Annotated in this window: 24 protein-coding genes; 14 read left to right on the forward strand and 10 right to left on the reverse strand. The window is 68.9% G+C overall.

Annotated elements, in window-relative coordinates:
- Window positions 1–28: 28 nt before the first annotated feature.
- Window positions 29–1,267, reverse strand: coding sequence for a M20 family metallopeptidase (locus ACFQ9K_RS39435; RefSeq protein WP_378714878.1), 1,239 nt, complete (start codon window positions 1,265–1,267; stop codon window positions 29–31).
- 107 nt (window positions 1,268–1,374) lie between these two features.
- Window positions 1,375–2,079, reverse strand: coding sequence for an enoyl-CoA hydratase-related protein (locus ACFQ9K_RS39440; RefSeq protein ID WP_378714876.1), 705 nt, complete (start codon window positions 2,077–2,079; stop codon window positions 1,375–1,377).
- Window positions 2,080–2,310: 231 nt separating this feature from the next.
- Between ACFQ9K_RS39440 and ACFQ9K_RS39445 the strand changes: the two genes are divergently transcribed.
- The 3 genes from ACFQ9K_RS39445 to ACFQ9K_RS39455 are packed head-to-tail and all read left to right on the forward strand — an operon-like array spanning window position 2,311 to window position 4,833.
- Window positions 2,311–3,090, forward strand: coding sequence for a purine-nucleoside phosphorylase (locus tag ACFQ9K_RS39445; protein ID WP_378714874.1), 780 nt, complete (start codon window positions 2,311–2,313; stop codon window positions 3,088–3,090).
- The gene (locus ACFQ9K_RS39450) at window positions 3,091–4,587 is read left to right on the forward strand and encodes a phospho-sugar mutase (protein WP_378714873.1); all 1,497 of its coding nucleotides are present in this window, start codon (window positions 3,091–3,093) and stop codon (window positions 4,585–4,587) included.
- Window positions 4,588–4,608: 21 nt separating this feature from the next.
- Window positions 4,609–4,833 (forward strand): hypothetical protein, encoded by a 225-nt coding sequence (locus ACFQ9K_RS39455; RefSeq protein WP_378714871.1) that lies wholly within the window; start codon window positions 4,609–4,611, stop codon window positions 4,831–4,833.
- Between the two features lie 31 nt (window positions 4,834–4,864).
- Here ACFQ9K_RS39455 and upp read toward each other — a convergent pair whose 3' ends face one another.
- Entirely contained in the window at window positions 4,865–5,488 is a 624-nt protein-coding gene (gene upp, locus ACFQ9K_RS39460; protein ID WP_378714869.1) for a uracil phosphoribosyltransferase, read from the reverse strand.
- Between the two features lie 147 nt (window positions 5,489–5,635).
- Here upp and ACFQ9K_RS39465 point away from each other — a divergent pair, with 147 nt between their 5' ends.
- The 5 genes from ACFQ9K_RS39465 (at window position 5,636) to ACFQ9K_RS39485 (ending at window position 9,148) form a co-directional block, all read left to right on the forward strand.
- Entirely contained in the window at window positions 5,636–5,959 is a 324-nt protein-coding gene (locus tag ACFQ9K_RS39465) for a type VII secretion target (RefSeq protein WP_378714867.1), read from the forward strand.
- Window positions 5,960–5,963: 4 nt separating this feature from the next.
- Entirely contained in the window at window positions 5,964–7,097 is a 1,134-nt protein-coding gene (locus ACFQ9K_RS39470; RefSeq protein WP_378714865.1) for a C40 family peptidase, read from the forward strand.
- The gene (locus ACFQ9K_RS39475; protein WP_378714863.1) at window positions 7,094–7,444 is read left to right on the forward strand and encodes a hypothetical protein; all 351 of its coding nucleotides are present in this window, start codon (window positions 7,094–7,096) and stop codon (window positions 7,442–7,444) included. Before ACFQ9K_RS39470 ends, ACFQ9K_RS39475 begins: the two co-directional genes overlap by 4 nt.
- Before the next feature lie 76 nt (window positions 7,445–7,520).
- Window positions 7,521–7,868, forward strand: coding sequence for a YbaB/EbfC family nucleoid-associated protein (locus ACFQ9K_RS39480; protein WP_378714861.1), 348 nt, complete (start codon window positions 7,521–7,523; stop codon window positions 7,866–7,868).
- Between the two features lie 26 nt (window positions 7,869–7,894).
- A complete protein-coding gene (locus ACFQ9K_RS39485) occupies window positions 7,895–9,148 on the forward strand; it encodes a primosomal protein (protein ID WP_378714859.1) in 1,254 nt (417 codons plus the stop codon).
- A 5-nt stretch (window positions 9,149–9,153) separates the two neighbouring features.
- Here ACFQ9K_RS39485 and ACFQ9K_RS39490 read toward each other — a convergent pair whose 3' ends face one another.
- From ACFQ9K_RS39490 to ACFQ9K_RS39500, 3 genes are all read right to left on the reverse strand, one after another.
- Window positions 9,154–9,810, reverse strand: a complete 657-nt coding sequence (locus ACFQ9K_RS39490; protein WP_378714858.1) for a hypothetical protein — start codon at window positions 9,808–9,810, stop codon at window positions 9,154–9,156.
- Window positions 9,811–9,905: 95 nt separating this feature from the next.
- On the reverse strand, window positions 9,906–11,003 hold the full coding sequence (locus tag ACFQ9K_RS39495; protein ID WP_378984344.1) for an adenosine deaminase: 1,098 nt from the start codon (window positions 11,001–11,003) through the stop codon (window positions 9,906–9,908).
- Window positions 11,004–11,341: 338 nt separating this feature from the next.
- Entirely contained in the window at window positions 11,342–12,631 is a 1,290-nt protein-coding gene (locus ACFQ9K_RS39500) for a thymidine phosphorylase (protein WP_378714854.1), read from the reverse strand.
- 99 nt (window positions 12,632–12,730) lie between these two features.
- Here ACFQ9K_RS39500 and ACFQ9K_RS39505 point away from each other — a divergent pair, with 99 nt between their 5' ends.
- Window positions 12,731–13,000 (forward strand): hypothetical protein, encoded by a 270-nt coding sequence (locus ACFQ9K_RS39505; RefSeq protein WP_378714852.1) that lies wholly within the window; start codon window positions 12,731–12,733, stop codon window positions 12,998–13,000.
- Window positions 13,001–13,008: 8 nt separating this feature from the next.
- Here the strand turns inward: ACFQ9K_RS39505 and ACFQ9K_RS39510 are convergent, their stop codons facing one another.
- On the reverse strand, window positions 13,009–13,410 hold the full coding sequence (locus ACFQ9K_RS39510; protein WP_378714850.1) for a cytidine deaminase: 402 nt from the start codon (window positions 13,408–13,410) through the stop codon (window positions 13,009–13,011).
- Between the two features lie 277 nt (window positions 13,411–13,687).
- Here ACFQ9K_RS39510 and sdhC point away from each other — a divergent pair, with 277 nt between their 5' ends.
- From sdhC to ACFQ9K_RS39530, 4 genes are read left to right on the forward strand one after another with little or no spacing between them, the layout of a single operon-like run.
- Window positions 13,688–14,086, forward strand: coding sequence for a succinate dehydrogenase, cytochrome b556 subunit (sdhC, locus tag ACFQ9K_RS39515; protein ID WP_364738092.1), 399 nt, complete (start codon window positions 13,688–13,690; stop codon window positions 14,084–14,086).
- A 1-nt stretch (window position 14,087) separates the two neighbouring features.
- Complete coding sequence (locus tag ACFQ9K_RS39520) at window positions 14,088–14,519, forward strand: succinate dehydrogenase hydrophobic membrane anchor subunit (RefSeq protein WP_378714848.1); 432 nt, start codon at window positions 14,088–14,090, stop codon at window positions 14,517–14,519.
- Between the two features lie 30 nt (window positions 14,520–14,549).
- A complete protein-coding gene (sdhA, locus tag ACFQ9K_RS39525) occupies window positions 14,550–16,301 on the forward strand; it encodes a succinate dehydrogenase flavoprotein subunit (RefSeq protein WP_378714924.1) in 1,752 nt (583 codons plus the stop codon).
- Complete coding sequence (locus ACFQ9K_RS39530; protein WP_378714846.1) at window positions 16,301–17,071, forward strand: succinate dehydrogenase iron-sulfur subunit; 771 nt, start codon at window positions 16,301–16,303, stop codon at window positions 17,069–17,071. Before sdhA ends, ACFQ9K_RS39530 begins: the two co-directional genes overlap by 1 nt.
- A 74-nt stretch (window positions 17,072–17,145) precedes the next feature.
- Here ACFQ9K_RS39530 and ACFQ9K_RS39535 read toward each other — a convergent pair whose 3' ends face one another.
- Together ACFQ9K_RS39535 and ACFQ9K_RS39540 are read right to left on the reverse strand one after the other, a co-directional pair.
- Window positions 17,146–18,978: a hypothetical protein gene (locus tag ACFQ9K_RS39535; RefSeq protein ID WP_378714844.1), complete on the reverse strand. Its 1,833-nt coding sequence runs from the start codon at window positions 18,976–18,978 to the stop codon at window positions 17,146–17,148.
- 58 nt (window positions 18,979–19,036) lie between these two features.
- A complete protein-coding gene (locus ACFQ9K_RS39540; protein WP_378714842.1) occupies window positions 19,037–19,432 on the reverse strand; it encodes a PPOX class F420-dependent oxidoreductase in 396 nt (131 codons plus the stop codon).
- Window positions 19,433–19,614: 182 nt separating this feature from the next.
- Between ACFQ9K_RS39540 and ACFQ9K_RS39545 the strand changes: the two genes are divergently transcribed.
- Window positions 19,615–20,469 (forward strand): hypothetical protein, encoded by an 855-nt coding sequence (locus ACFQ9K_RS39545; protein ID WP_378714840.1) that lies wholly within the window; start codon window positions 19,615–19,617, stop codon window positions 20,467–20,469.
- A 241-nt stretch (window positions 20,470–20,710) separates the two neighbouring features.
- Here the strand turns inward: ACFQ9K_RS39545 and ACFQ9K_RS39550 are convergent, their stop codons facing one another.
- A complete protein-coding gene (locus ACFQ9K_RS39550; RefSeq protein WP_378714838.1) occupies window positions 20,711–21,517 on the reverse strand; it encodes an LLM class flavin-dependent oxidoreductase in 807 nt (268 codons plus the stop codon).
- Window positions 21,518–21,667: the final 150 nt, after the last annotated feature.

Genomic DNA, 21,667 nt, shown 5'->3' on the forward strand with positions numbered 1-21,667 from the left:
GCCCGCTCCGCCGAACGGCCGGTAGTACTCACCGAATGTCCTCCTGTCGTTGAACGAGCCGTTGCAACAACCTGTCTCTGTGTCCTTCATCGCCGGCAGCGGTGATCGCGGTACGCGCGAGTGCGAGCGCACCATCGACAACCGCACGATCCGCCGAAGCGTTGACGCTCGCCGCGGCGAAGCCGGGCTGGTGCGTCACCGCGCCACCGGCATCGATGCCGATGACCGGGTGGATGCCCGGAAGGACGTTGGTGACGTTGCCCATGTCCGTGCTTCCGAGCGGCCGCTGTGCCTCGAGCTCGGGTGCGATCGGCACTCGTCCCAAACCGGTTATCTGCTCGCGGTAGGCAAACAGTAACGCCGGATCGGGCGTCAGCTCGGTATATGTCGGCGCGACAGTCCGGATTTCCTGGGTGCAGCCGGTCGCAAGGGCACCGGCCTCGAAACACGCCGACGCTCGTCGCATCAGATTGTCGAGAGAGGCGGAGTCGACTGCGCGTAGGTAATACAGCAGTTCCGCACGTCCGGGCACGATGTTGGGGGCCACGCCACCATCGCCGACTATACCGTGAAGTTGCTGGCCAGGCTGGAGATGCTGCCGCAGCAATCCGAGAGCTACCTGGGTGACGGTGACCGCGTCGCCCGCGTTGCGGCCCAGTTCCGGCGCGGCGCTGGCGTGCGCCTCGCGGCCGTGGAACACGATGGACAGGTCGGCCATCGCCAGTGAGCGCGCGCCCACGATGTCGGCCGGGCCGGGGTGCACCATCATCGCCATCGCCACGTCGTCGAACACGCCGCGCTCCAGCATCAGCACCTTGCCGCCGCCGCTCTCCTCGGCGGGCGTGCCGAGCACCAGCACGGTGAGCCCGAGCGCGTCGGCGACCTCGGCCAGGCCGAGCGCGGCGCCGACCGCCGACGCGGCAATGATGTTGTGCCCGCAGGCATGTCCCATGCCGGGCAGCGCGTCGTACTCCGCGCAGATGCCGACGGTGAGGGGGCCGCTGCCGAAGCTCGCGCGGAACGCGGTCGGCAATTCGGCCACGCCGGTGGCGACCTCGAAGCCGCGTTCGGCGAGCGGCGCGATGATCTTCGCGACGCTCCTGGTCTCCTCGAACGCGAGCTCCGGTTCGGCGTGAATCGAGTGCGAAAGATCGATCAGCTGGTCGAGCGCGGACTTGATCGCCGCGTCCGACTGCCGCATGGCATCGGCGCGCGCGACGTCATCGTCGATGCGCGAATCCTGGTGCCCGCTGCGCGGTGGTGGCATGGAACACAGTCTTACACTCGGCCGCAAACCGAGCGCACCGCATATCCGTCCAGCGAACCGCGAGGCACCGCGTTCCGGGGTGCCGAACCGACCGAACGGCCGTCCGGCTAGCCCGTGGCGAAGGCGAGGTTTTCCGGCGTGGTCGGCACCGCAAGACCGGCCAGCGCCTTGGCGTGCAGCGCGCGCTTGATCACCGGCAGGTTCGGCTTGCGGTTGCTCGCCAGTGCCGCGGCCTTGGCCACCGCGGTCGCCAGCAACGACTCCGCGTCGGCTTTGCCGTCGACGATGCCCGCGGCGATCGCCTCGTCGGCCGGGTAGCGGTAGCCCGTGGTCATCGCCTGCACGCAGACCTGGTTGCTCAGCCGCTCGGTGAGCAGGGCGTTCATCCCGACGGTGAACGGCATGCCCAGGTGCACCTCGGGCAGGCAGTAGAAGCCCCGGTCGGCACGCATCACCCGGAAGTCGTGCGCGGTGGCCAGCATGGCGCCCGCACCGAACGCGTGGCCGTTCATCGCGGCGACGGTCGGCATCGGGAACTGCAGCAACCGGGTGTACAGCGAGTGCACGCGGTCCAGGTAGCCGTGCGACTTGTCCAGATTGCCGAACAGCCAGTCGGTGTCGAGGCCGTTGCTGTAGAACTTGCCGGTCGCCACGGTGACCAGCGCGGCCGGGCCGTCGGAGTCCTCGACCTTGTCCAGCAGGCCGTGGAATTCGTCGATCCAGTCCGGGTGGAAGCGGTTCTCGCTGTCCGTCTGTCCCTCGCTTCCGAGGTAGACGACGAACACATCCCCTTCACGTTCCAGATACGGCATGGGTGCAGAATATCCGGCAGGCGGCGGCACTCCTACTCGCGGGTAGCAATCTCACACCGGGGCCCCTACCTCCGGTTCGTCCGCCACCGGCGCGGACCGCAACCACCGCGCACGACGCCTTCGACAGCCGCTCGCGGCCCGGCTGCCGGCCGAACGGACCCGCGCGCGGACGGCGACGAAGGTCGCGCACACCCGGAGCCCCAGGCGGCGCAATCCAATACAGTGATCCCCATGCTTGCCGAACAGGCCGCCGAGGCGATCGCCGAACGTACTGGAGTGCCGCGTCACCGGGTCGCGGTGGTGCTCGGCTCGGGCTGGCAGGAGGCGGCCGCGGAGATCGGCACGCCGGTCGCGTCGGTGCCGATGCCGGAGCTGCCCGGGTTCGGCACGCCGAGCGCGCAGGGACACGGCGGCATGGTGCACTCGGTGACCGTCGGTGACACGCCCGTGCTGCTGCTCATGGGCCGTCAGCATCTGTACGAGGGCTACCAGCCCGCCGACGTGGTGCATCCGGTCGCCGCGGCCATCGCGGCCGGTGCGCAGATCGTGCTGCTCACCAACGCCGCGGGCGGCATCCGCGCGGGACTGCGGGTCGGCGAGCCGGTGCTGATCAACGATCACCTGAACCTCACCGGGCGCACCCCGCTCACCGGCGCCACCTTCGTCGACCTGGTCGACGCCTGGGATCCCGAATTGCGTTCCCTGGCAAAGGAAATCGACCCCACCCTGACCGAGGGCGTGTACGCCGGCCTGACCGGGCCGCAGTACGAGACCCCGGCCGAGATCCGGATGCTGCGCACCATGGGCGCCGACCTGGTCGGCATGTCCACGGTGCTGGAGGCCATCGCCTGCCGCGCGCTCGGCGCCCGGGTGCTCGGCATCTCGTTGGTCACCAACCTGGCCGCGGGCGTCACCGGCGGGCATCTCTCGCACGCCGAGGTGCTGGCCGAAGGTCATGCCGCCGCACCGCGATTGGGCAAGCTGCTGCGCGGCGTGCTGGAACGGGTGTAGATGCTGCGCTTCGGCACCGCAGGCCTGCGGGGACCGGTGCAGGACGGTCCGGACGGCATGAACGTGACGACGGTGACCAGGGCCACCGCCGGCATCGTCGACTGGCTGCGCGGGCGGTGCCTCGGTGGCGGAACGGTGATCGTCGGCCGCGACGCCAGGCACGGTTCCGCCGAATTCGCCACCGCGACGGCGGAAATCTTTGCCGCGGCGGGCTTTCCGGTGACGTTGTTGCCGCGCCCGCTGCCCACGCCGGTGGTCGCGTACGCGGTGCGCGAGCTCGGCGCGATCGCGGGCGTGCAGATCACCGCGTCGCATAATCCCGCGGCCGACAACGGATACAAGGTCTATCTCGACGGCGGCGCACAGCTGCTGGCGCCGGCCGACACCGAGATCGAACGATGCATCGACGCAGTCACCGAGCCGGTCGCCCGCACGCCGGTCGACCCGGCCGACGACGACGTGGTGCGGCGCTACCTGAAACGGGTGGCGTCGCTGCCCGCGACGATCGGCGGCGCGGGCGCGCGCTCCGCGATTCGGATCGCCATGACCCCGCTGCACGGCGTCGGCGGTGACCTGGTCGTCGAGGCGCTCGCCGCGGCCGGATTCACCGACGTGCACGTGGTCGAGGAGCAATTCGCACCCGATCCCGACTTCCCCACCGTCGCCTTCCCGAACCCGGAGGAGCCCGGCGCGACCGATCTGCTGCTGGCCCTCGCCGCCCGGATCGGCGCGGACGTGGCCATCGCCGTCGACCCGGACGCCGACCGCTGCGCGGTGGGAATCCCGTTGCCGGACAACACCTGGCGCATGCTGCGCGGCGACGAGACCGGCGTGCTGCTCGGCGACTGTGTGCTGCGCACCGCACCGCCGGACGCGCTGGTGGCCACCACGATCGTGTCCTCGCGACTGCTGTCCAAGCTCGCCCCCGCCCGCGGCGCCGGGTACGCGGAGACGCTCACCGGCTTCAAATGGCTGGCCCGGGCCGGCGACGGCCTGGTCTACGCCTACGAGGAGGCGATCGGGCACTGCGTCGACCCGGCCACCGTCCGGGACAAGGACGGCATCTCGGCGGCCGTGCTGACCGCTGACCTGGTCGCCCGGCTGAAGTCGGCGGGCCGCACCCTGACCGACCAGCTCGACGACTACGCGGTCGAGTTCGGCCTGCACAGCACCGATCAGGTGTCGCTGCGGCTGGATTCGGCGGCCGCCGCCGCGGACGTGGTGGCCCGGCTGCGCGCGAACCCACCGGACGCGATCGCCGGCGAGGCGGTCAAGTTCACCGACCTGCTCCAGGTCCGCGGCCGCATGCGTACCGACGCACTGATTTTCGAGGGCGCCACCGCCCGCATCGTGGTCCGTCCGTCCGGCACCGAGCCCAAACTCAAGTGCTATCTCGAGGTGGTGACACCCGTCGGGTCGGCCGCCGGGCTGCCCGCCGCCAGGACAACCGCGGGACAGCACCTTTCCGCATTGCGCGAATACTGCCAGGGGCTCTGAACAGCCAGGCATCATCAGATGATGACGGCGATGCACTGTACCCACTGCGGCAGCGAGGGCATGTTCCGCGGCTACATCGAGGACTCCGGCGACAGTTCACGCGGCCATGCCCGCTGGGTCGAGGGTCCGCTGGAAATCGGCTTCTGGGGCGCCAAACGAACCGGCCGCGCGCACTGGCTGGTCGACGCCTATCGCTGCGTGGAGTGCTCCCACCTCGAGCTGTTCACCCGGTCCGAAGACGGGTGAACAGCGCAGGCGGGAGCCGGTCGCGCGCCGCCTAGCGCGGGCCGAATTGGCGGTCGCCCGCGTCGCCGAGGCCGGGGACGATGTAGGCGTTCTCGTTCAGGCCGAGGTCGACGGCCGCCGTGACGAGATTTACCGGATGACCTGAATCAGTCAGTGCGGCAACGCCTTCGGGTGCCGCGACGACGCAGACCGCGGTGATGTCGGTGGCGCCGCGGGCGGTCAGGAGTTCGAGGGTGTGCAGCATCGAGCCGCCGGTGGCCAGCATCGGGTCGAGCACGTAGACGGGCAGCCCGGCCAGGTCGGCGGGCAGCGATTCCATGTACGGCGCCGGCTGGTGGGATTCCTCGTCGCGGGCGATGCCGACGAAACCGATCCGGGCATCCGGGATCAGCTCGGCGGCCACGTCGAGCATGCCGAGGCCGGCCCGCAGCACCGGCACCAGCAGCGGCGGCCGGTCCAGCCGGGTGCCCTCGGTCGGCCGCACCGGAGTGGTGATCTCGAAGTGCCGGACCGGTGCGTCGCGCAGCGCTTCGTAGATCAGGATCCGGGTGAGATCGCGCAGTGCCGAGCGGAAGGCGGGATTGGCGGTTCGCTCGTCTCGCATCGTGGTCAACAGGGCGGCGGCGAGCGGATGGTCCACGGTGTGAGTACGCATGAGGGAACGATAAAGTGACCCGTGGACCCACCGCCCAGGCTCCACCCGAAACTTTTTTCGCATCGGGGGGAACCGAACGGGAAGAGGGCGCGTCGAACCAAGTGAATGACGTACTCTGCCTGGGAACAACAGATGGGGGAAGCTCTGATGCGGAAGATGTCGGCGGACACCGAGGGCATCGCAGCCTATGGCGCGACCGCCCATGTGATGGCCGGGGAAATGGCTTCGGCCGGGGCCAGCGCGGTCGCGGCGGAGCCGGCGCTGCTCGGCCCGATCATGGGGTTGATCGGCGGCGATTTCATGGCCGCCTACGCCGCCGCGCACGCGGGGCACGTGGCCTCGATCGGCCAGCTCTCGGCGGTGCTGACCAGCATGGGAGTAGCCACCACCGGCGCCGCCACGGTGCTCACCGAGACCGACCTGAACCACGCCGGATCGCTGCAGAGCGTGGCCACCGAATTGGACGGGTGAGCCCGTGATCGATCTGAACGCGCTGGCCCAGCCGATCTTCGACCTGCTGGAGAGCTTCGGCTCGGGCGTGCTGCCGACCGGCGGCCCCTCCGACGCGCTGCGCAGCACGTCCACGGCCGTCGACCAGATCCATCAGCTCGGCCGTGACGGCATCAACAGCATGAACACCGCGTGGGACGGCCAGGCCGCCGACGCCGCGACCGCGAAGGCGCTGCGGGTGCAGACCTCCGCGGCCACCATTTCCGACCGCGGCAACGACATGGCTACCGTGGTGAGCCAGGCCGCGGCCGAGGTCGAATCGGGCCAGAAGGACCTGGTCGGCATCGCCCAGTCGTTCGTGAACACCGCGGCGAGCGCGGGCCCCGCCCTGGCCACCCCGGCCGGGCTGACGATGATCGTCGGTTCCGCGATCGACCATCTCGGGCAGGCGCTCAACGTGGTCGGCCGGGTGCAGAACGAACTCGGCACGCACACCGCCTCCATGACCGATCTCACCCCGGCGCCGCCCACTACCTCGCTGGCCGGCACCCCCGCCGTCACCACCGCCGGTGTGCAACAGCTCGCCTCGACCGCGACCAGCGGGCTCAGCGGCGTCGGCTCGATGGCGAGCAGCCTGATGAGCACCGCGATGTCGGCGATCCCGTCGACGACCTCGACCTCGTCGAAAAGCACCGCCGGCACCCCGAGTTCGCCGAGCACGCCGAAGATCGACACCGGTTCGTCCGGCCTGCCGAGCGACGGCAAGGGCGTGAAGATCACCCTGCCCGACGGCAGCACGGTGGAGGCGCCGAACGAGAAGGCGGCCACCGCGGTCCGGTCCGCGATCAGCGCGGTCGGCACCCCGTACGTCTGGGGCGGCAACACCCCTGGCGCCGGCCTGGATTGCAGCGGCCTGACCAAATACGCCTACGGCGAGGCCGGCGTCGACCTGCCCCGGCTGGCCGCCGACCAGGCGACCGGCACCTCGGTCTCCCCCGGCGACCTCATGCCCGGCGATCTGGCCATCTGGGACGGCCACGTCGCCATGGTGATCGGCAACGGACAATTCGTCGAGGCCGGCGACCCGGTCCAGATCAGCTCGATTCGAACGGAGAACTCAGGAATGGGCTTCCACGGCTTCTATAGGCCGACAACATGACAAACCCGCAGCAACCCGCGGTTCCCAATGTCACTGTCGCGAGCAGCACGAACCGGTCGGGCACCATCTCGGTGCGCGCCACGGATCAGGGCATGCCGGTGGAAATCAAGTTCGAGCGCAGCGAATATCGTTACGGCGCACAGAGTCTCGCGAACGAGATCCTGCGGCTGACCAAGCGCTCCACCGTCGCCGCGAAGGCGCGCCGGCGCGAGCTGCTGGCCGAGGCGGGCATGCCCGCCGACATCCTGGACCGGCTCGGCCTGCCCACCCGCCAGGCCGCGGTGGACGAGCTGGACCGGATCGACGACGCGGACACCGGACCGACGACCTGGATGAGGCCAGTATGAGCGAGCGGAGCGAGCGAACAATGAGCACAGCTGCCCCCGCACTCATGCCGGAGCCGAACACCGGCGAGGCGCAGGCATGAGCGCGGAAATGGACGCCCTGGTCGCCAACGCGACGCAGAAGCTGGAGGCACTCGAGGCCGCGCTGTACGGCCTCAAGCAGGTGCGCGGACGTCACACCACCGAGGACGGCTCGGTCACCGTCGAGGTGGACAGCGACGGCGCACTGGTCGCGCTGAGCCTCGCGGAGACGGTCACCTCGCTGGCACCGGCCGAGGTCGGACAGCTGATCGTCTGGGCGTGCAGGCAGGCCGCGGAGGACGCGGGCAACCAGCGCTCGAAGGTCGTTGCGACACTGAACGAGTCATTCGTTCCCGCGGCGGACGACGCCAAAGGGACCATTGGGGGCGGGCCGGATAGTGCCTGACGCGGAAGGTCGATAGGCTTCCGCACATGGCTTCTGGAGACATCGTCCCGATCGAGCTCGGCCTGACCGACGGCGATCTCGTCACCCTGTGGGCACCGCGCTGGCGAGACGGTGACGACGAGTGGGAGGCGTTCCTCGGACACGAGGACTCCCTCTACGGTTTCGAGACCGTTGCTGAGCTGGCCGCGTTCATCCGGACCAACTCCGACAACGACCTCGTAGAGCATCCGGCATGGAAGGTCGTCGCCGGGCTGTCGGCGGTGGAACTGGAGCCGGAGGAGAACTTCTCCTTCGATCTGGTCGCGGTGCCGGAGCTGGCCGCGGGCGAGCCCGACGTGGACACCATCGCCGAGCTGGAAGACACCCTCGGCATGGTCCGCAACATCGGCGAGGTGTGCGAGCTGGAGACGGTGACCAAGTTCTTCGGGTCGCATCCGGTGCTCGGCGCGCTGCCCGGCGGGATCAACGCGTTCATCGGGCGCGACGGCGAGGAACTCTGGGACCAGATCGGCGCCGCCATCGCCAAGGGCTGGGACGACGTCCTCGACGCCATCGACTCCGTCGTGCACACCCCCGATGTCGACGCGGAAGCCGTCGCCGTCGCCGAGGCGGAGCTGCTGGCCGCCGAGGAGAACGTGGTCGACGCCGACGATGCCGCGGACAACGAGGAGGACGAGTTCGAGCCGGTCGACCTCGACGCGGACGACGAGGACGAGGAAGAGGAAGAAGACGATTCGTTCTGGCACGAGGTCGGCATCGACCCGGTCAAGATCATCGCCTCCGACGGCACCTACTTCACCCTGCGCTGCTACCTCGACGACGAGCCGATCTTCCTCGGCACCGACAACACCATCACGGTGTTCACCTCGGAGCGCGCCCTGGCCAGGTACCTGGCCGACGATCACGAACACGACCTGTCCCGGGTGAGCACGTTCGCCGACGTGCAGACCGCCGCGGTGGACGGTTCGCTCGAGGTCGAGGTCACCGACGAGAACGTCTACGTGCTGCCCGGGCTCGCGGACGACCTGGCCGAGGGTCCGGAGGCGGTCGACATCGAGCAGCTCGATCTGGCGGTCGAGCTGTTCACCGACGCCGCCGACTACGCCGGCGACGATACCGTGGAACAGGCTCTGGCCCAATCGAATCCGCTCGGCTGGTACGTCTCGTACCTGCTCAACCCGGACCCGAGCCGGATGGCGCCGAACCCGCCGTTCACCGCGGAGGCCCAGTCCTGGCGGGACCTCGAGCGCAACTTCGAGGCCCGGCTCAACCAGCAGTAAGCGACCTACTTCAGCCGGATCCAGATCTGCTCGGCCCGGCCGAGCAGACGGTCGTCGGCACCGTAGACGGCGGTGGACGAGAACGACTTCCGGCCTTGTTCGCCGTGGTTCTCGCCGATGACCACGCACGGTTCGCCGACCTCGGGAAGGCCGTGCACGGCCGCGGTCATCGAGCCGAGCAGGGCAGGGCGGTCGAACATGTCGGGCAGCGACCAGCCGCCGGGGCAGTCCATCGCGGCCCACAGGACGGCGGCGCCGAGCGGGAGCGAATCGTCGGGGATCCACGGTGCGGCCACCCGGCCTGCGCCGACCGCCCCCGCCTCGATGCGCAGCCCGTCCGTGCGGGCGGTGCCGCAGACGAAGCAGGACGCGAACATCTCGTTGCTCTGGTAGGAGCTCGCCGCGCTGGACGCGGTCGCGAACGGCACGGATTCGGGTGTGTCCCGGGCGAATTCGCCACTACGGGATTCCGCGAGCAGGGTGTCGCCGTCATAGAGGCTGCCGTCCCGAACCTCCAGCGGGGTGTCCAGCGGCGGCGGGCTGCGCAGGATCACCGTCACGGCGCCGTCCCCGTGCTGCTCGGCGAGCAGCCCACCGACGTAGCCGCCGTTGCCCGAATCGGGCGGCCCGTTGAACCGACTGGGGATGTGCAATGTCGCCATGCGCACCCACGCTAGCGAACCGGCGCCCCGGTCCCCCCGCCCCGTCCGGCGGACGAGACGTGGCTCACGGGGAACCGGTCGCGCCGGCCGGTTCGCTAGCCGAGCAGTACCGCGTACCCGGGCTTGATGATGTTGTCGATGATGCGCAGCCGCTCCGGGAACGGGATGAACGCCGACTTCATCGCGTTGATGGTGAAGCGCTCCAGATCACTCCAGCCGTAGCCGAACGTGTCGACCAGCTTGAGCATTTCCTGGCTCATGCTGGTGTCGCTCATCAGCCGGTTGTCCGTGTTCACCGTGACCCGGAAGCGCAGCCGGGCCAGCAGGTCGAACGGGTGCTTGTCCAGCGACGGCACCGCGCCGGTCTGCACGTTCGACGACGGACAGAGCTCGAGCGGAATTCGCATGTCGCGCACGTAGTTCGCGACCAGCCCGAGGCGCGCGTCCTCGATCGCGCCGGGCACGCTGATGTCGTCGGTGATCCGCACGCCGTGCCCGAGCCGGTCGCAGCCGCAGAACGCCAGCGCCTCGTGGATCGACGGCAGGCCGAACGCCTCGCCCGCGTGAATGGTGAAGTGCGCGCTGTTGGCGCGCATGTACTCGAACGCGTCCAGGTGTCGGCTGGGCGGGAACCCGGCCTCCGCGCCCGCGATGTCGAAGCCGCCGACGCCGCGATCGCGGAAACGCACGGTCAGCTCGGCGATCTCGCGCGAGCGGGCCGCGTGCCGCATGGCGGTGAGCAGGCAGGTGACCACGATCGGTCGCCCCGCCGCGGCGGCGGCGGCCTCGCCCTCCCGGAAACCTTCCAGGGTGTGCTCGACCACCTCGTCGAGGGTGAGCCCGCGTTCCAGATGCTGCTCGGGCGCGAAGCGCACCTCGGCGTACACCACGCCGTCCAAGGACAGATCCTCGGCGCATTCGCGGGCGACCCGGCGCAGGCCCTCCGGCGTCTGCATGACGGCCACGGTATGCGCGAAGGTCTCCAGATACAGTTCCAGCGATCCACTGTCGGCCGCGTCCCGGAACCAGGCGGCCAGCGCCGCCTCGTCGTCGGCGGGTAGGTCCGCGTAACCGCACTCGGCGGCCAGCTCCAGCACTGTCGCGGGCCGTAGACCACCGTCGAGGTGGTCGTGCAGCAGCGCTTTTGGCGCCTGTCGGATCGAGGCAAGGGTCAATGCGGTCGGTCCAGTCATGTAACGACGGTAGCCGCACCGGGCCCGAACGGCACCCGAGTGCGCAAGTGGCAACCATCTCGTTGCCGAGTCACCCTGTGCCCGGCCACACCTGGACACCCACGCGCCCCGCTGCCCGGTGTCAACGGCAGATCTGTGCGGTATCGCACAGCACGACATCGCCGTGCCGCTCGGCACACGATTCTGCGCGCTGAACCAATTCGCGCGCGTCGCCACCTGGATGGATGCGGGGCGGAGCACAAAGTTGCGCTCAGCATCGCCGATCCGCTCCACCTTCGCCGTCTATGCGCACCGCCGCAGATGTTGCGCGGCAAGCTGATTCGATCGGCGCAGGTAAATCAGGCTTCGATGCGGCCGAGCACCAACGGGGTGGCGGGCTTTTCGGTGGACTCGCCGATTGCGAAGGAATCGACCAGTGCGGCCCGAGCGCCGGCGAATGCGTCCGGGGTGTCGGTGTGCAACGTGAGCAGCGGTTGCCCTGCGGTCACCGAATCGCCTGGCTTGGCGTGCATTTCGATGCCGGCGCCGGCCTGGACCGGATCGCCCTGCCTGGCCCGGCCCGCGCCGAGGCGCCAGGCGGCGATGCCGACGCCCATCGCGTCCAGGCGGGTGAGCACGCCGTCGCGCTCGGCCCGCACGATCTCGGTGTGCTTCGCCGTCGGCAGCGGTGCGTCCGGGTCGCCGCCCTGCGCGTGAATCATCGCGCGCCACTGGTCCATCGCCCGCCCGTCGGCCAGCACCTCGGCGGGATCGATGTCGAGTCCGGCCAGGGCGACCATCTCGCGCGCCAGCGTGATGGTCAGCTCAACGATGTCGGCCGGGCCGCCACCGGCCAGCACCTCGACCGACTCGGCGACCTCCAGGGCGTTGCCCGCGGTGCGGCCGAGCGGGGTGTCCATCGCGGTCAGCAGGGCGACCGTGCGCACCCCCGCGTCGGTGCCCAATCCGACCATGGCCGTAGCCAATTCGCGGGCCCCGTCCAGGGTCTTCAGGAACGCGCCCGCGCCGACCTTCACATCGAGCAGCAGCGCCGCGGTGCCCTCGGCGATCTTCTTGCTCATGATCGAACTGGCGATCAGCGGGATGGATTCGACCGTGCCGGTGACGTCGCGCAGCGCGTACAGCCGCTTGTCGGCCGGCGCGAGATCGGCGCCCGCCGCGCACACCACCGCGCCGATCGCGGGATCGGCGAGGATCTCGCGCATCCGGGGCACCGAGACATCCGCCTGCCACCCGGGAATGGCTTCGAGCTTGTCCAGCGTGCCGCCGGTGTGCCCGAGCCCGCGCCCGGACAGCTGCGGCACCGCGGCGCCGCACGCGGCGACCAGCGGCGCCAACGGCAGCGTGATCTTGTCCCCCACCCCGCCGGTGGAATGCTTGTCCACGGTCGGCCGCGGCAGGTCGGTGAAGTCCAGCCGGCTGCCCGAGGCGATCATCGCGCCGGTCCACCGCGCCGTCTCCCGCCGCGTCATCCCGCGCCACACGATCGCCATCGCCAGCGCCGACATCTGCTCGTCGGCCACCGTCCCGCGGGTGAATCCATCGACCACCCAGTCGATCTGCGCGTCCGACAGCTCGCCGCCGTCCCGCTTGGTCGTGATGATCGAAACCGCGTCCAGTGCCGTCACATTCGCCAGTCTGGCACGAGATCGACAATGCGGCTGGTTCTTGTCGGTGGGGTTCGATAGCCTCTCCGCATCAATCGTTCGAGGGGCTAGGGGGCAGCAATGACATCCATCCATATCGACCGCCGCGTCCAAAGGCTCGAAACCCGAGTCACCGACATCGAGGACACTCATGGCGAGTCGCTCTACAAACTCACCCGGGCTTGCGCCGGCTCCAGGATCGAGACCGGTCGGCTGATCGACAGCGTGAACCAGTTAGGACGCGGCATGGCCTTGGTGATGGAACGGCTAGGGATTCCGCCGATTCCGTTCCCGCCGATCACCCATGCGACCGGGGCCGAGATCGACGCGGCACTCGAGGCGGATCTGTGAGCGCTCGCTCAGACCTGTCCGGCACCTAGGTCGTCCGGGCCGAAGGCGTCGGGCAGCAAGGCGCTCAGGGGGACGGGGCCGTCCTTGTGATCGACCAACAGGTCGGGTCCGCCGTGTTCGTAGAGGAGTTGGCGGCAGCGGCCGCAGGGCATCAGGATTTCGCCGCGAGAATCGGTGACCGAGATGGCCACCAAGCGTCCGCCACCATCCGAATGCAAGTTACCGACGAGTACACATTCGGCGCACAGGCCCAAACCGTATGAGACATTTTCCACATTGCACCCGCGCACAATTCGGCCGTCGGCGCTGAGCGCCGCCGCGCCGACCGGAAACCGCGAGTATGGCGCATAGGCGTTGCGCATAACTTGAATCGCGTTGTCGTGCAGGGATTTCCAGTCGATTTGCGACATCGGGAACCTCTTCTGGAACAAGCCGAAACTGGCCGCGCGGGACCCCCTGAGGAACCCTTCACGTATCAAGAAAGGTAAACCTAACCCGCAAGACTGTAGCGCAACGCACGGCACGCCGAATTAGTTCCGGCAAACCTAGAGGATTAGAGTCCAGAACAGATCGGTTCAGGTTCCCGGCAGCGGGCCGCAGCGCAGCCACCTGGGCATTTGCGCCCAACGCAGCCGGCCTCGGATCAACGAACCGGGTCCATCAACGACGTTGGAGGCACCGCACTCTATGACCACGATAGAAGCTCCGGCCCAGCCGAAGCGGAAGACGCTGTACCGAGGCGACCCCGGGATGTGGTCCTGGGCGCTGCACCGGATCACCGGTGTCACCATCTTCTTCTTCCTCTTCGTGCACGTCTTGGACACCGCACTGGTCCGGGTCAGCCCGGATACCTACAACCGGGCGATCGAGACCTACAAGAGCCCCATCGTCGCGCTGATGGAAATGGGCCTGGTCGTCTGCGTGCTTTTCCACGCGCTCAACGGCGTCCGGGTCATCCTGGTCGACTTCTGGGCCAAGGGCCCGAAGTACCAGCGCCTGATGCTGTGGATCATTCTCGCGATCTGGTTCCTGCTGGCTGTTCCCGCGATCGGGCGCCAGTTCTTCTACCTGTTCACGGAGCACTGAGATGACCGCACCCGTTCTCGGTAAGTCCTATGACCGGCCCGCGAGCCTGGACAACCCGCGCTCGCCGCGCATGCGCGCGAACGGCAACTTCGAGAAGTACGCGTGGCTGTTCATGCGCTTCTCCGGCCTGCTGCTGATCATTCTCGTGCTCGGCCACATGTCGATCATGCTGCTGCTCGACGGCGGCGTGAAGCGGCTGAACTTCGGCTTCGTGGCCGGCCGCTGGGCCAGCCCGTTCTGGCAGCTGTGGGACCTGAGCATGCTGTGGCTGGCGCAGCTGCACGGCGGCAACGGCCTGCGCACGGTCATCGCGGACTACTCCCGCAAGGACTCGACCCGGTTCTGGCTGAACACGCTGCTGGCCATCTCGATGATCCTGATCCTGGCCGTCGGCACCTACGTCATTTTCACCTTCGACCCCAACATCAGTTAGGAACAGGTCAACTCGATGAGTGACTCGCGGATTCAGGAGCATCGCTACGATGTCGTGATCGTCGGCGCCGGTGGCGCCGGCATGCGCGCGGCGATCGAGGCCGGGCCCCGGGCGCGTACCGCCGTGCTGACCAAGCTGTACCCGACCCGCAGCCACACCGGCGCGGCGCAGGGTGGCATGTGCGCCGCGTTGGCGAACGTCGAAGAAGACAACTGGGAATGGCACACCTTCGACACCGTCAAGGGTGGCGACTACCTGGTCGACCAGGATGCCGCCGAGATCATGGCCAAGGAGGCCATCGACGCGGTGATGGACCTGGAGAAGATGGGCCTGCCGTTCAACCGGACGCCCGAGGGCAAGATCGACCAGCGCCGCTTCGGCGGGCACACCCGCGACCACGGCAAGGCGCCGGTGCGCCGGGCGTGTTATGCCGCCGACCGCACCGGTCACATGATCCTGCAGACCCTTTACCAGAACTGCGTCAAGCACGACGTGGAGTTCTACAACGAGTTCTACGTGCTCGACCTGGTGATGACCGAGACCGACCGCGGCCAGGTCGCGACCGGCGTGGTCGCCTACGAGCTGGCCACCGGCGAGATCCACGTGTTCCACGCGAAGTCGATCGTGTTCGCCACCGGCGGCTCGGGCCGGATGTACAAGACCACCTCGAACGCGCACACGCTGACCGGCGACGGCATGGCGATCGTGTTCCGCAAGGGTCTGCCGCTGGAGGACATGGAGTTCCACCAGTTCCACCCGACAGGCCTGGCCGGGCTCGGCATCCTGATCTCGGAGGCCGTCCGCGGTGAGGGCGGCATCCTGCGCAACGCCAGCGGCGAGCGGTTCATGGAGCGTTACGCGCCGACCATCAAGGACCTCGCGCCGCGTGACATCGTCGCCCGCTCGATGGTGCTCGAGGTGCTCGAGGGCCGCGGCGCCGGACCGAACAAGGACTACGTCTACATCGACGTGACCCACCTCGGCGCGGACGTGCTCGAGGAAAAACTGCCCGACATCACCGAATTCGCCCGCACCTACCTCGGTGTCGACCCGGTGACCGAGCTGGTCCCGGTCATGCCGACCTGTCACTACGTGATGGGCGGCATCCCCACCAAGATCCGCGGCGAGGTGCTGCGCAACAACACCGACGTGGTGCCCGGCCTCTACGCGGCGGGCGAATGCGCGTGCGTCTCGGTGCACGGCTCCAACCGCCTCGGCACCAACTCGCTGCTGGACATCAACGTGTTCGGGCGGCGCGCGGGCATCGCCGCCGCGGAGTACGCGCACCGCACCGAGTTCGTGGAGATGCCGGAGAACCCGGCGCGGATGGTGCAGGACTGGCTGGAGCTGATCCTGTCCGACCACGGCAACGAGCGGGTGGCCGACATCCGCACCGAGCTGCAGTACACGATGGACATGAACGCCGCCGTGTTCCGCACCGAGGACACGCTCAAGCAAGCCCTCACCGACATCCACGTGCTCAAGGAGCGCTACAGCCGGATCACGGTGCAGGACAAGGGCAAGCGCTACAACAGCGACCTGCTCGAGGCCGTCGAGCTCGGCTTCCTGCTCGAGCTGGCCGAAGTCACCGTCGTCGGGGCGCTCAACCGCAAGGAATCGCGCGGCGGCCACGCCCGCGAGGACTACCCGGACCGCGACGACGTGAACTTCATGCGGCACACGATGGCCTACAAGGAGAGCCCGGATCTCATCTCGGACATCCGCCTCGACTTCAAGCCGGTGGTGCAGACCCGTTACGAGCCGATGGAGCGTAAGTACTGATGACTGCTGTACTCGAGACACCCCCGGCCAAGCCCGCGCCGATCCCCGAGGGCTCGGTGATGGTCACGGTCAAGGTCGCCCGGTTCAATCCGGAGGACGACAAGGGCGCGCACTGGGAGTCGTTCCAGGTACCGGTCCTGCCCACGGACCGCTTCCTCAACGTGCTCATCTACATCAAGTCCTACCTGGACGGCACGCTCACCTTCCGGCGCTCCTGCGCGCACGGTGTGTGCGGTTCCGACGCGATGCGGATCAACGGGGTGAACCGGCTGGCCTGCAAGGTGCTGATGAAGGACATGCTGCCCAAGGGCGACAAGGCCCTCACGATCACCGTCGAGCCGATCCGCGGCCTGCCCGTGGAGAAGGACCTCGTGGTGAACATGGAGCCGTTCTTCGACGCGTTCCGCGCGGTGAAGCCCTACCTGATGACCTCGGGTAACGAGCCGACCCGCGAGCGCATCCAGAGCCAGGCCGACCGGGCCCGCTTCGACGACACCACCAAGTGCATCCTGTGCGCCTGCTGCACCACCTCCTGCCCCGTGTACTGGAGCGACGGCAGCTACTTCGGCCCGGCCGCGATCGTGAACGCGCACCGCTTCATCTTCGACAGCCGCGACGAAGGCGCCCGCGAGCGCCTCGACATCCTCAACGACGTCGAGGGAGTCTGGCGCTGCCGCACCACCTTCAACTGCACCGACGCGTGCCCCCGCGGCATCGAAGTCACCAAGGCCATCCAAGAAGTCAAGCGCGCCCTGCTCTTCGCCCGCTGACCTCCCGGCACCCGAAGGCCGCCTGCATCGAAAGATGAGGGCGGCCTTCGTCGTTCGCGGGGTGTCGGGCCGGATCAGTTGTCGTAGGAGGCTACGCCGACCGGGCCGGAGCCCAGGCAGAGCGTGAGTTCTGGGGTGCGGGAGGCGATTCGGAGGGTGGAGCCGCTGCCTACCAGGCGGACGAAGACTGTACTGAGGCCCTTGTGGACGGGGACCGTGACGAACCTGCCGTGTTCCATGGCGACGGACAGCTGGCCGTCGCTGCCGGCCAGGTAGTTGAGTTGGGCGGTCCATTCGTGGTCGAGCATGGGGCCGTCGAGGGCGATCGGGAGTGGGTCGGCGGTGCGGATTCGGTAGCCGCAGTCGGGATCTGGGCCAGGAAGGATGCGTCGGTTCCACCAGACCTGGGCTTCGACGATCGTGCCCGCGTCGGTGATCATGCGCAGGTGCGGGGTCGAATCGGCGAAGGTGCCCGGTGCGGCGATCGGGGCGAGGACCTGCGGGGTCAGGTTCTGCGGGTAGGCCAAGGGGTTCAGGACGTCCCAAGGGACCTCCTGCTCCAGCAGTGGCGCGCCGTCCCAACGATCCAGGGCCGGTTTCACGTTCGCCAGATAGGTCTTGGTCGGGCTCGGACTCCAGGACCGAACGAAGGTGTAGGTGGAGAACAGGCTGCTCACGACGAACAGCGCCAGCACCGGTATCGCGATCCGGCGGCCGGGCAACCACCTCGTCGTTCGCGGACTCGCGCGCACGATCAACGCACCGACGACGGACAAGGTCACGCCGAGGTCGGCGAAATAGCGCAGCGACTGCATGAGTTCGGCCGCGGTATTCGGCCCGCCGCGCACCAGCGCCACCGGCAGCTGCATCACCAGCACATAGGCGACGGCGAGCACCCAGAGCGGCCACACCCGGCGTCGCGCGTAAATCGACAGTGCCACAACCGAAATCAGCACGATCCAGGCGACGACCACGGCCGCGGCGGGCGGGTCGGCCCACGGCGCGGCGGGCAGCCAGCGCTCCCACCGCCACGGCCCGCCGACCAGCGCGGGCACCACGCCGAGCGAGGTCGCGTTGGGCAACCAGTCCCGCATGCCCTGCGGGTTGTTGTGCACCCCGGAGACGCCGACCACCGCCAGATACGCCGCCAACCAGCAGAGCAGCACCAGGCCCGACCCCACCCACAGCCGCACACCACGCCGCGCCACCACCCGGACGGCGGAGTCCCGCCCGTCGACATAGTGCGCGAGCACCGCGACGGCGAACGCGACGAACGGGATGATCACCGACTTCTCGAAGAACAACAGCGCCACGGTGAGCACGACCATTCCGGACAGCACGTATCGCTGCCGTCCGGTGCGCACCAGCAGCAGCGCGTCACCGATGACCCAGGCGAGCGCGAATTGCAGCGGCAGCGCGTTCAACGCGGCCGACCACCAGGCGAACGCCGGAAGTGTGACCGGGGAGAACAGGAAGAACGTCAGCGGAAGCAGCAGCGCCCACCGGTCGCCGACCAGCACGCGCAACATGCGCAGCACCGACAGCGACACCGCGAGCTGTCCGACCAGCAACGAGATCACCGGCACCGCCCACACCAGCGGCGCCGCCTTCGTGGTCAACCAGGCGGTGGCGAAGGCGAGCGGCATGAAATGCCCGTCGTGGTCGTGCAACAGCAGATCCGCGGAGAACAGCGGATACCTGGCCGCCCGGCCAACCAGGATCAGGTCATCCCAGTAGAAATAACCGCTGCCCGCCACCCAGCCGCGCAGCGCCAGTTGCAGCACGATCAAGCACACCGCCGCGACGACAACCGGCGACCGGCCGAGGCGGTACCGGACGCGCACCGGCACCGAACTCGGACGCGCTGCGGGCACGGCCGTCGACGGTGCGATCGCAGCGGTGTCCATGCCGAGCCACCCTAGTGGCGATCCGTATCCGCCCGAGGACGACGCCGCACCGGAGCGGTCAGGCCGCGTACCCGGTCGCCTTCTCCACCTCGACCCGGACCGCCACCCGAACGTGGCCTTCGCCGGGCAGCGCATGGTCCTTACCGTCGTACTTCCACGACAACCGGTGGCCTACCTCGAGATCGACGTCGGGCACGACGGTCGCCGTGCCCCGCAGCTCGACGTAGCTCTCGCCGTCGGCGGAGTCGATCACGGTCACGCTGACCCGCGGGTCGCGCAGCATGTTCCGGTACTTGAGCCGCCCTTCCAGGGTGGAGAACAACAGGTCATCGCCGTCCCTGAGTACCCACATCGCGGAGGTCTGCGGGCTGCCGTCGGCGTTGATCGTGGCGAGCACCGCGTAATTCTTGGCATCGAGCAGAGCGATGGTGGCTTGGCTGAGCGTGATTCCCATGCGCTGGACAGTAGCGGGCACGCCGGAAACCGGCCTGTCGCTGCTCTCGATAGCCAATTGCCATCAATCCGAGCCGGTTGCCGGTAAGTTGATCTTGGACGTGCTCTCCAGGTTGCCGCACACATCGTCGGCCGCGCCCCGACTATCCGTCGCGCGTGGCTCGGGAGGAAGGCGCTAACCCCATGTACGTGTTCCGAACGGCCATCGCCGCGACCATGCTGACCTGCCCCGCACTGGTCGCCGCGGCCGCGACGGCATCGGCGCCGACCGGCGCCGGGCCACACCACAATTGCGCGACCGCACAGGTGACCTCGGCCGTCGTCGCCACGAACGCGCGCGGCTCGGCCGGTCCGCACCGCACGGTGCTCAACACCCTGCTCTACCCGGGCCTCGTCGATACCGCGGGCCCGCTCGGCATGGGTGGCGCGGCCTTCGGCCTCGGCTTGGCCGGCCTGATCGGCACCGGCAGCGCCATGCTCGGCACCGGCAGCGTCGCCGCCGCACCGTGGGCGGCGTTCCTCGGCAGCGGCAGTGCGGCGGCCGGCACCGGCAGCGCCGCACTCGCGCCGCTCGGCGTTGTGCTCGGCACGGGTGCCGCGTTCCTCGGTACCGGTAGCGCCGCCGCCGGCGCCTCGGGCAGCGTCGCCAGCGGCGGTCTCGGCACACCGTTGGCGGTGCTCGGCGCGGGCAGCGCCGCCGCGGGCACCGGCAGCGCGAGCCTGGCCGGCGCGGGGGCCGCCGCCGCACCGTTCGCCGCGCTGGCCGGTACCGGCAGTGCCATGCTCGGCACCGGCAGCGTCGCCGCGGTCCCGTTCGGGGTCGCCCTCGGCGCCGGTATCGCCGCCGGAATAGCAACCGGCAGTGCGGGAATGGCGTCGCTGAGCGCGGCGTCACCGGTCGCGGGCGACGAAACCACCCGCGCAGGCACCACCAAGGCCGAGCGCACCGACACCGGCACCACGAAAGGCACCGGTACGAACAGCGAGTCGGCCGATCCCGGATACCGCCCGCTGAAGCTGGGCCCGCCGACCCGTTGATCGAATACGCGAATGTGCTTCATGTCGACCTGGTGCCCGTGGGTGGCATAGCAGGACGACCTCGACCAAGACCGGCTCGGCACCGATCGCACGCTCTCTGTCGACGCAAGCGACCACCCTCGCCACGGGCCCAACGCCCCCTCGACTTCGCTATCTGTCTCGAATCTTGTAGCGCGCCAGACCTTTACAGAAAAGCACAAAGGCCGCCGAACGAATGCAGGCAGCCGCCGGGGTATCAGATCTACAGCGCCGCACGGACTTTCGCGGCGTACTCATAACCGCGCCGCCAGTCCGCACCGGTCGGGAGCGTGATCACCCGCGAAACACCCTGGGCCGCATACGCGGACACCTGCTCGACGGCCTCGCCGACGTCCGACGACAGCCCGGTCGCCAGCACGGTGACCGGCAGTGGTGCACGCTCGTGCTGCGCGGCGAACTCCTGAAGCTCGGCGATATCCTTCGTCAGTTGCGCCGGATCGGACTGAATGGTGATCCACCCGTCCGCGTAGGTGGCGGCCCGGCGCCGCGCCCGAGTGCTGTTGCCGCCGACCAGGATCGGCGGCATCGCCGAGCCGGGAGCCAGGGTCACCTCGAGCCCGTCGGGCAGCGTGGTCGGCTGTCCGGTGACGAGACCGGGCAGCACCCGCAACGCCTCGTCGGTGCGCCGGCCGCGCCCCTCGAACGCGGCGCCGGCGGCCCGCCAGCCGATGTCGCCGTGCGCCGGATTCCCGGTGCCGACACCGACCACGAGCCGGTTGCCGGACAGGGTGTGCAGCGTGCTGATCTGCTTGGCCGCCCAGGCGACCGGGCGCAGGGCCAGCAACAGCACGTTGTAACCGATACCGATCCGGTCGGTCACCGCGGCGGCGGTGGCCAGCGTGACGGTGCTGTCCAGCATCGGTGCGGTCGCGATCAGGTGATCGGTGGACCAGATCGAATCGAGCCCGAGCTCCTCGGCGAATCGGGCACTGGCCCGCACGTCGCCCAGGATCGGCTGCTCAGGGTCGGGGGTCGAGGTCGGCAGGATTACGCCTATCTCCATGGTCATGTCGGTCCCATCACTCGCTATCGGCTACGCGAAAGCAACGCTACGGGCCGAAGACGAGCGTTCCAATCTTCTGTTAGCTCATGCTGATGTCGCAAACGCTCACTGCCTGGCCGCACCGGTGGGTGCACGAGCAGCGCACCGGTTCCGCGT

It is taken from the genome of Nocardia sp. NPDC056564, assembly GCF_042793755.1.
GTDB lineage: Bacteria > Actinomycetota > Actinomycetes > Mycobacteriales > Mycobacteriaceae > Nocardia.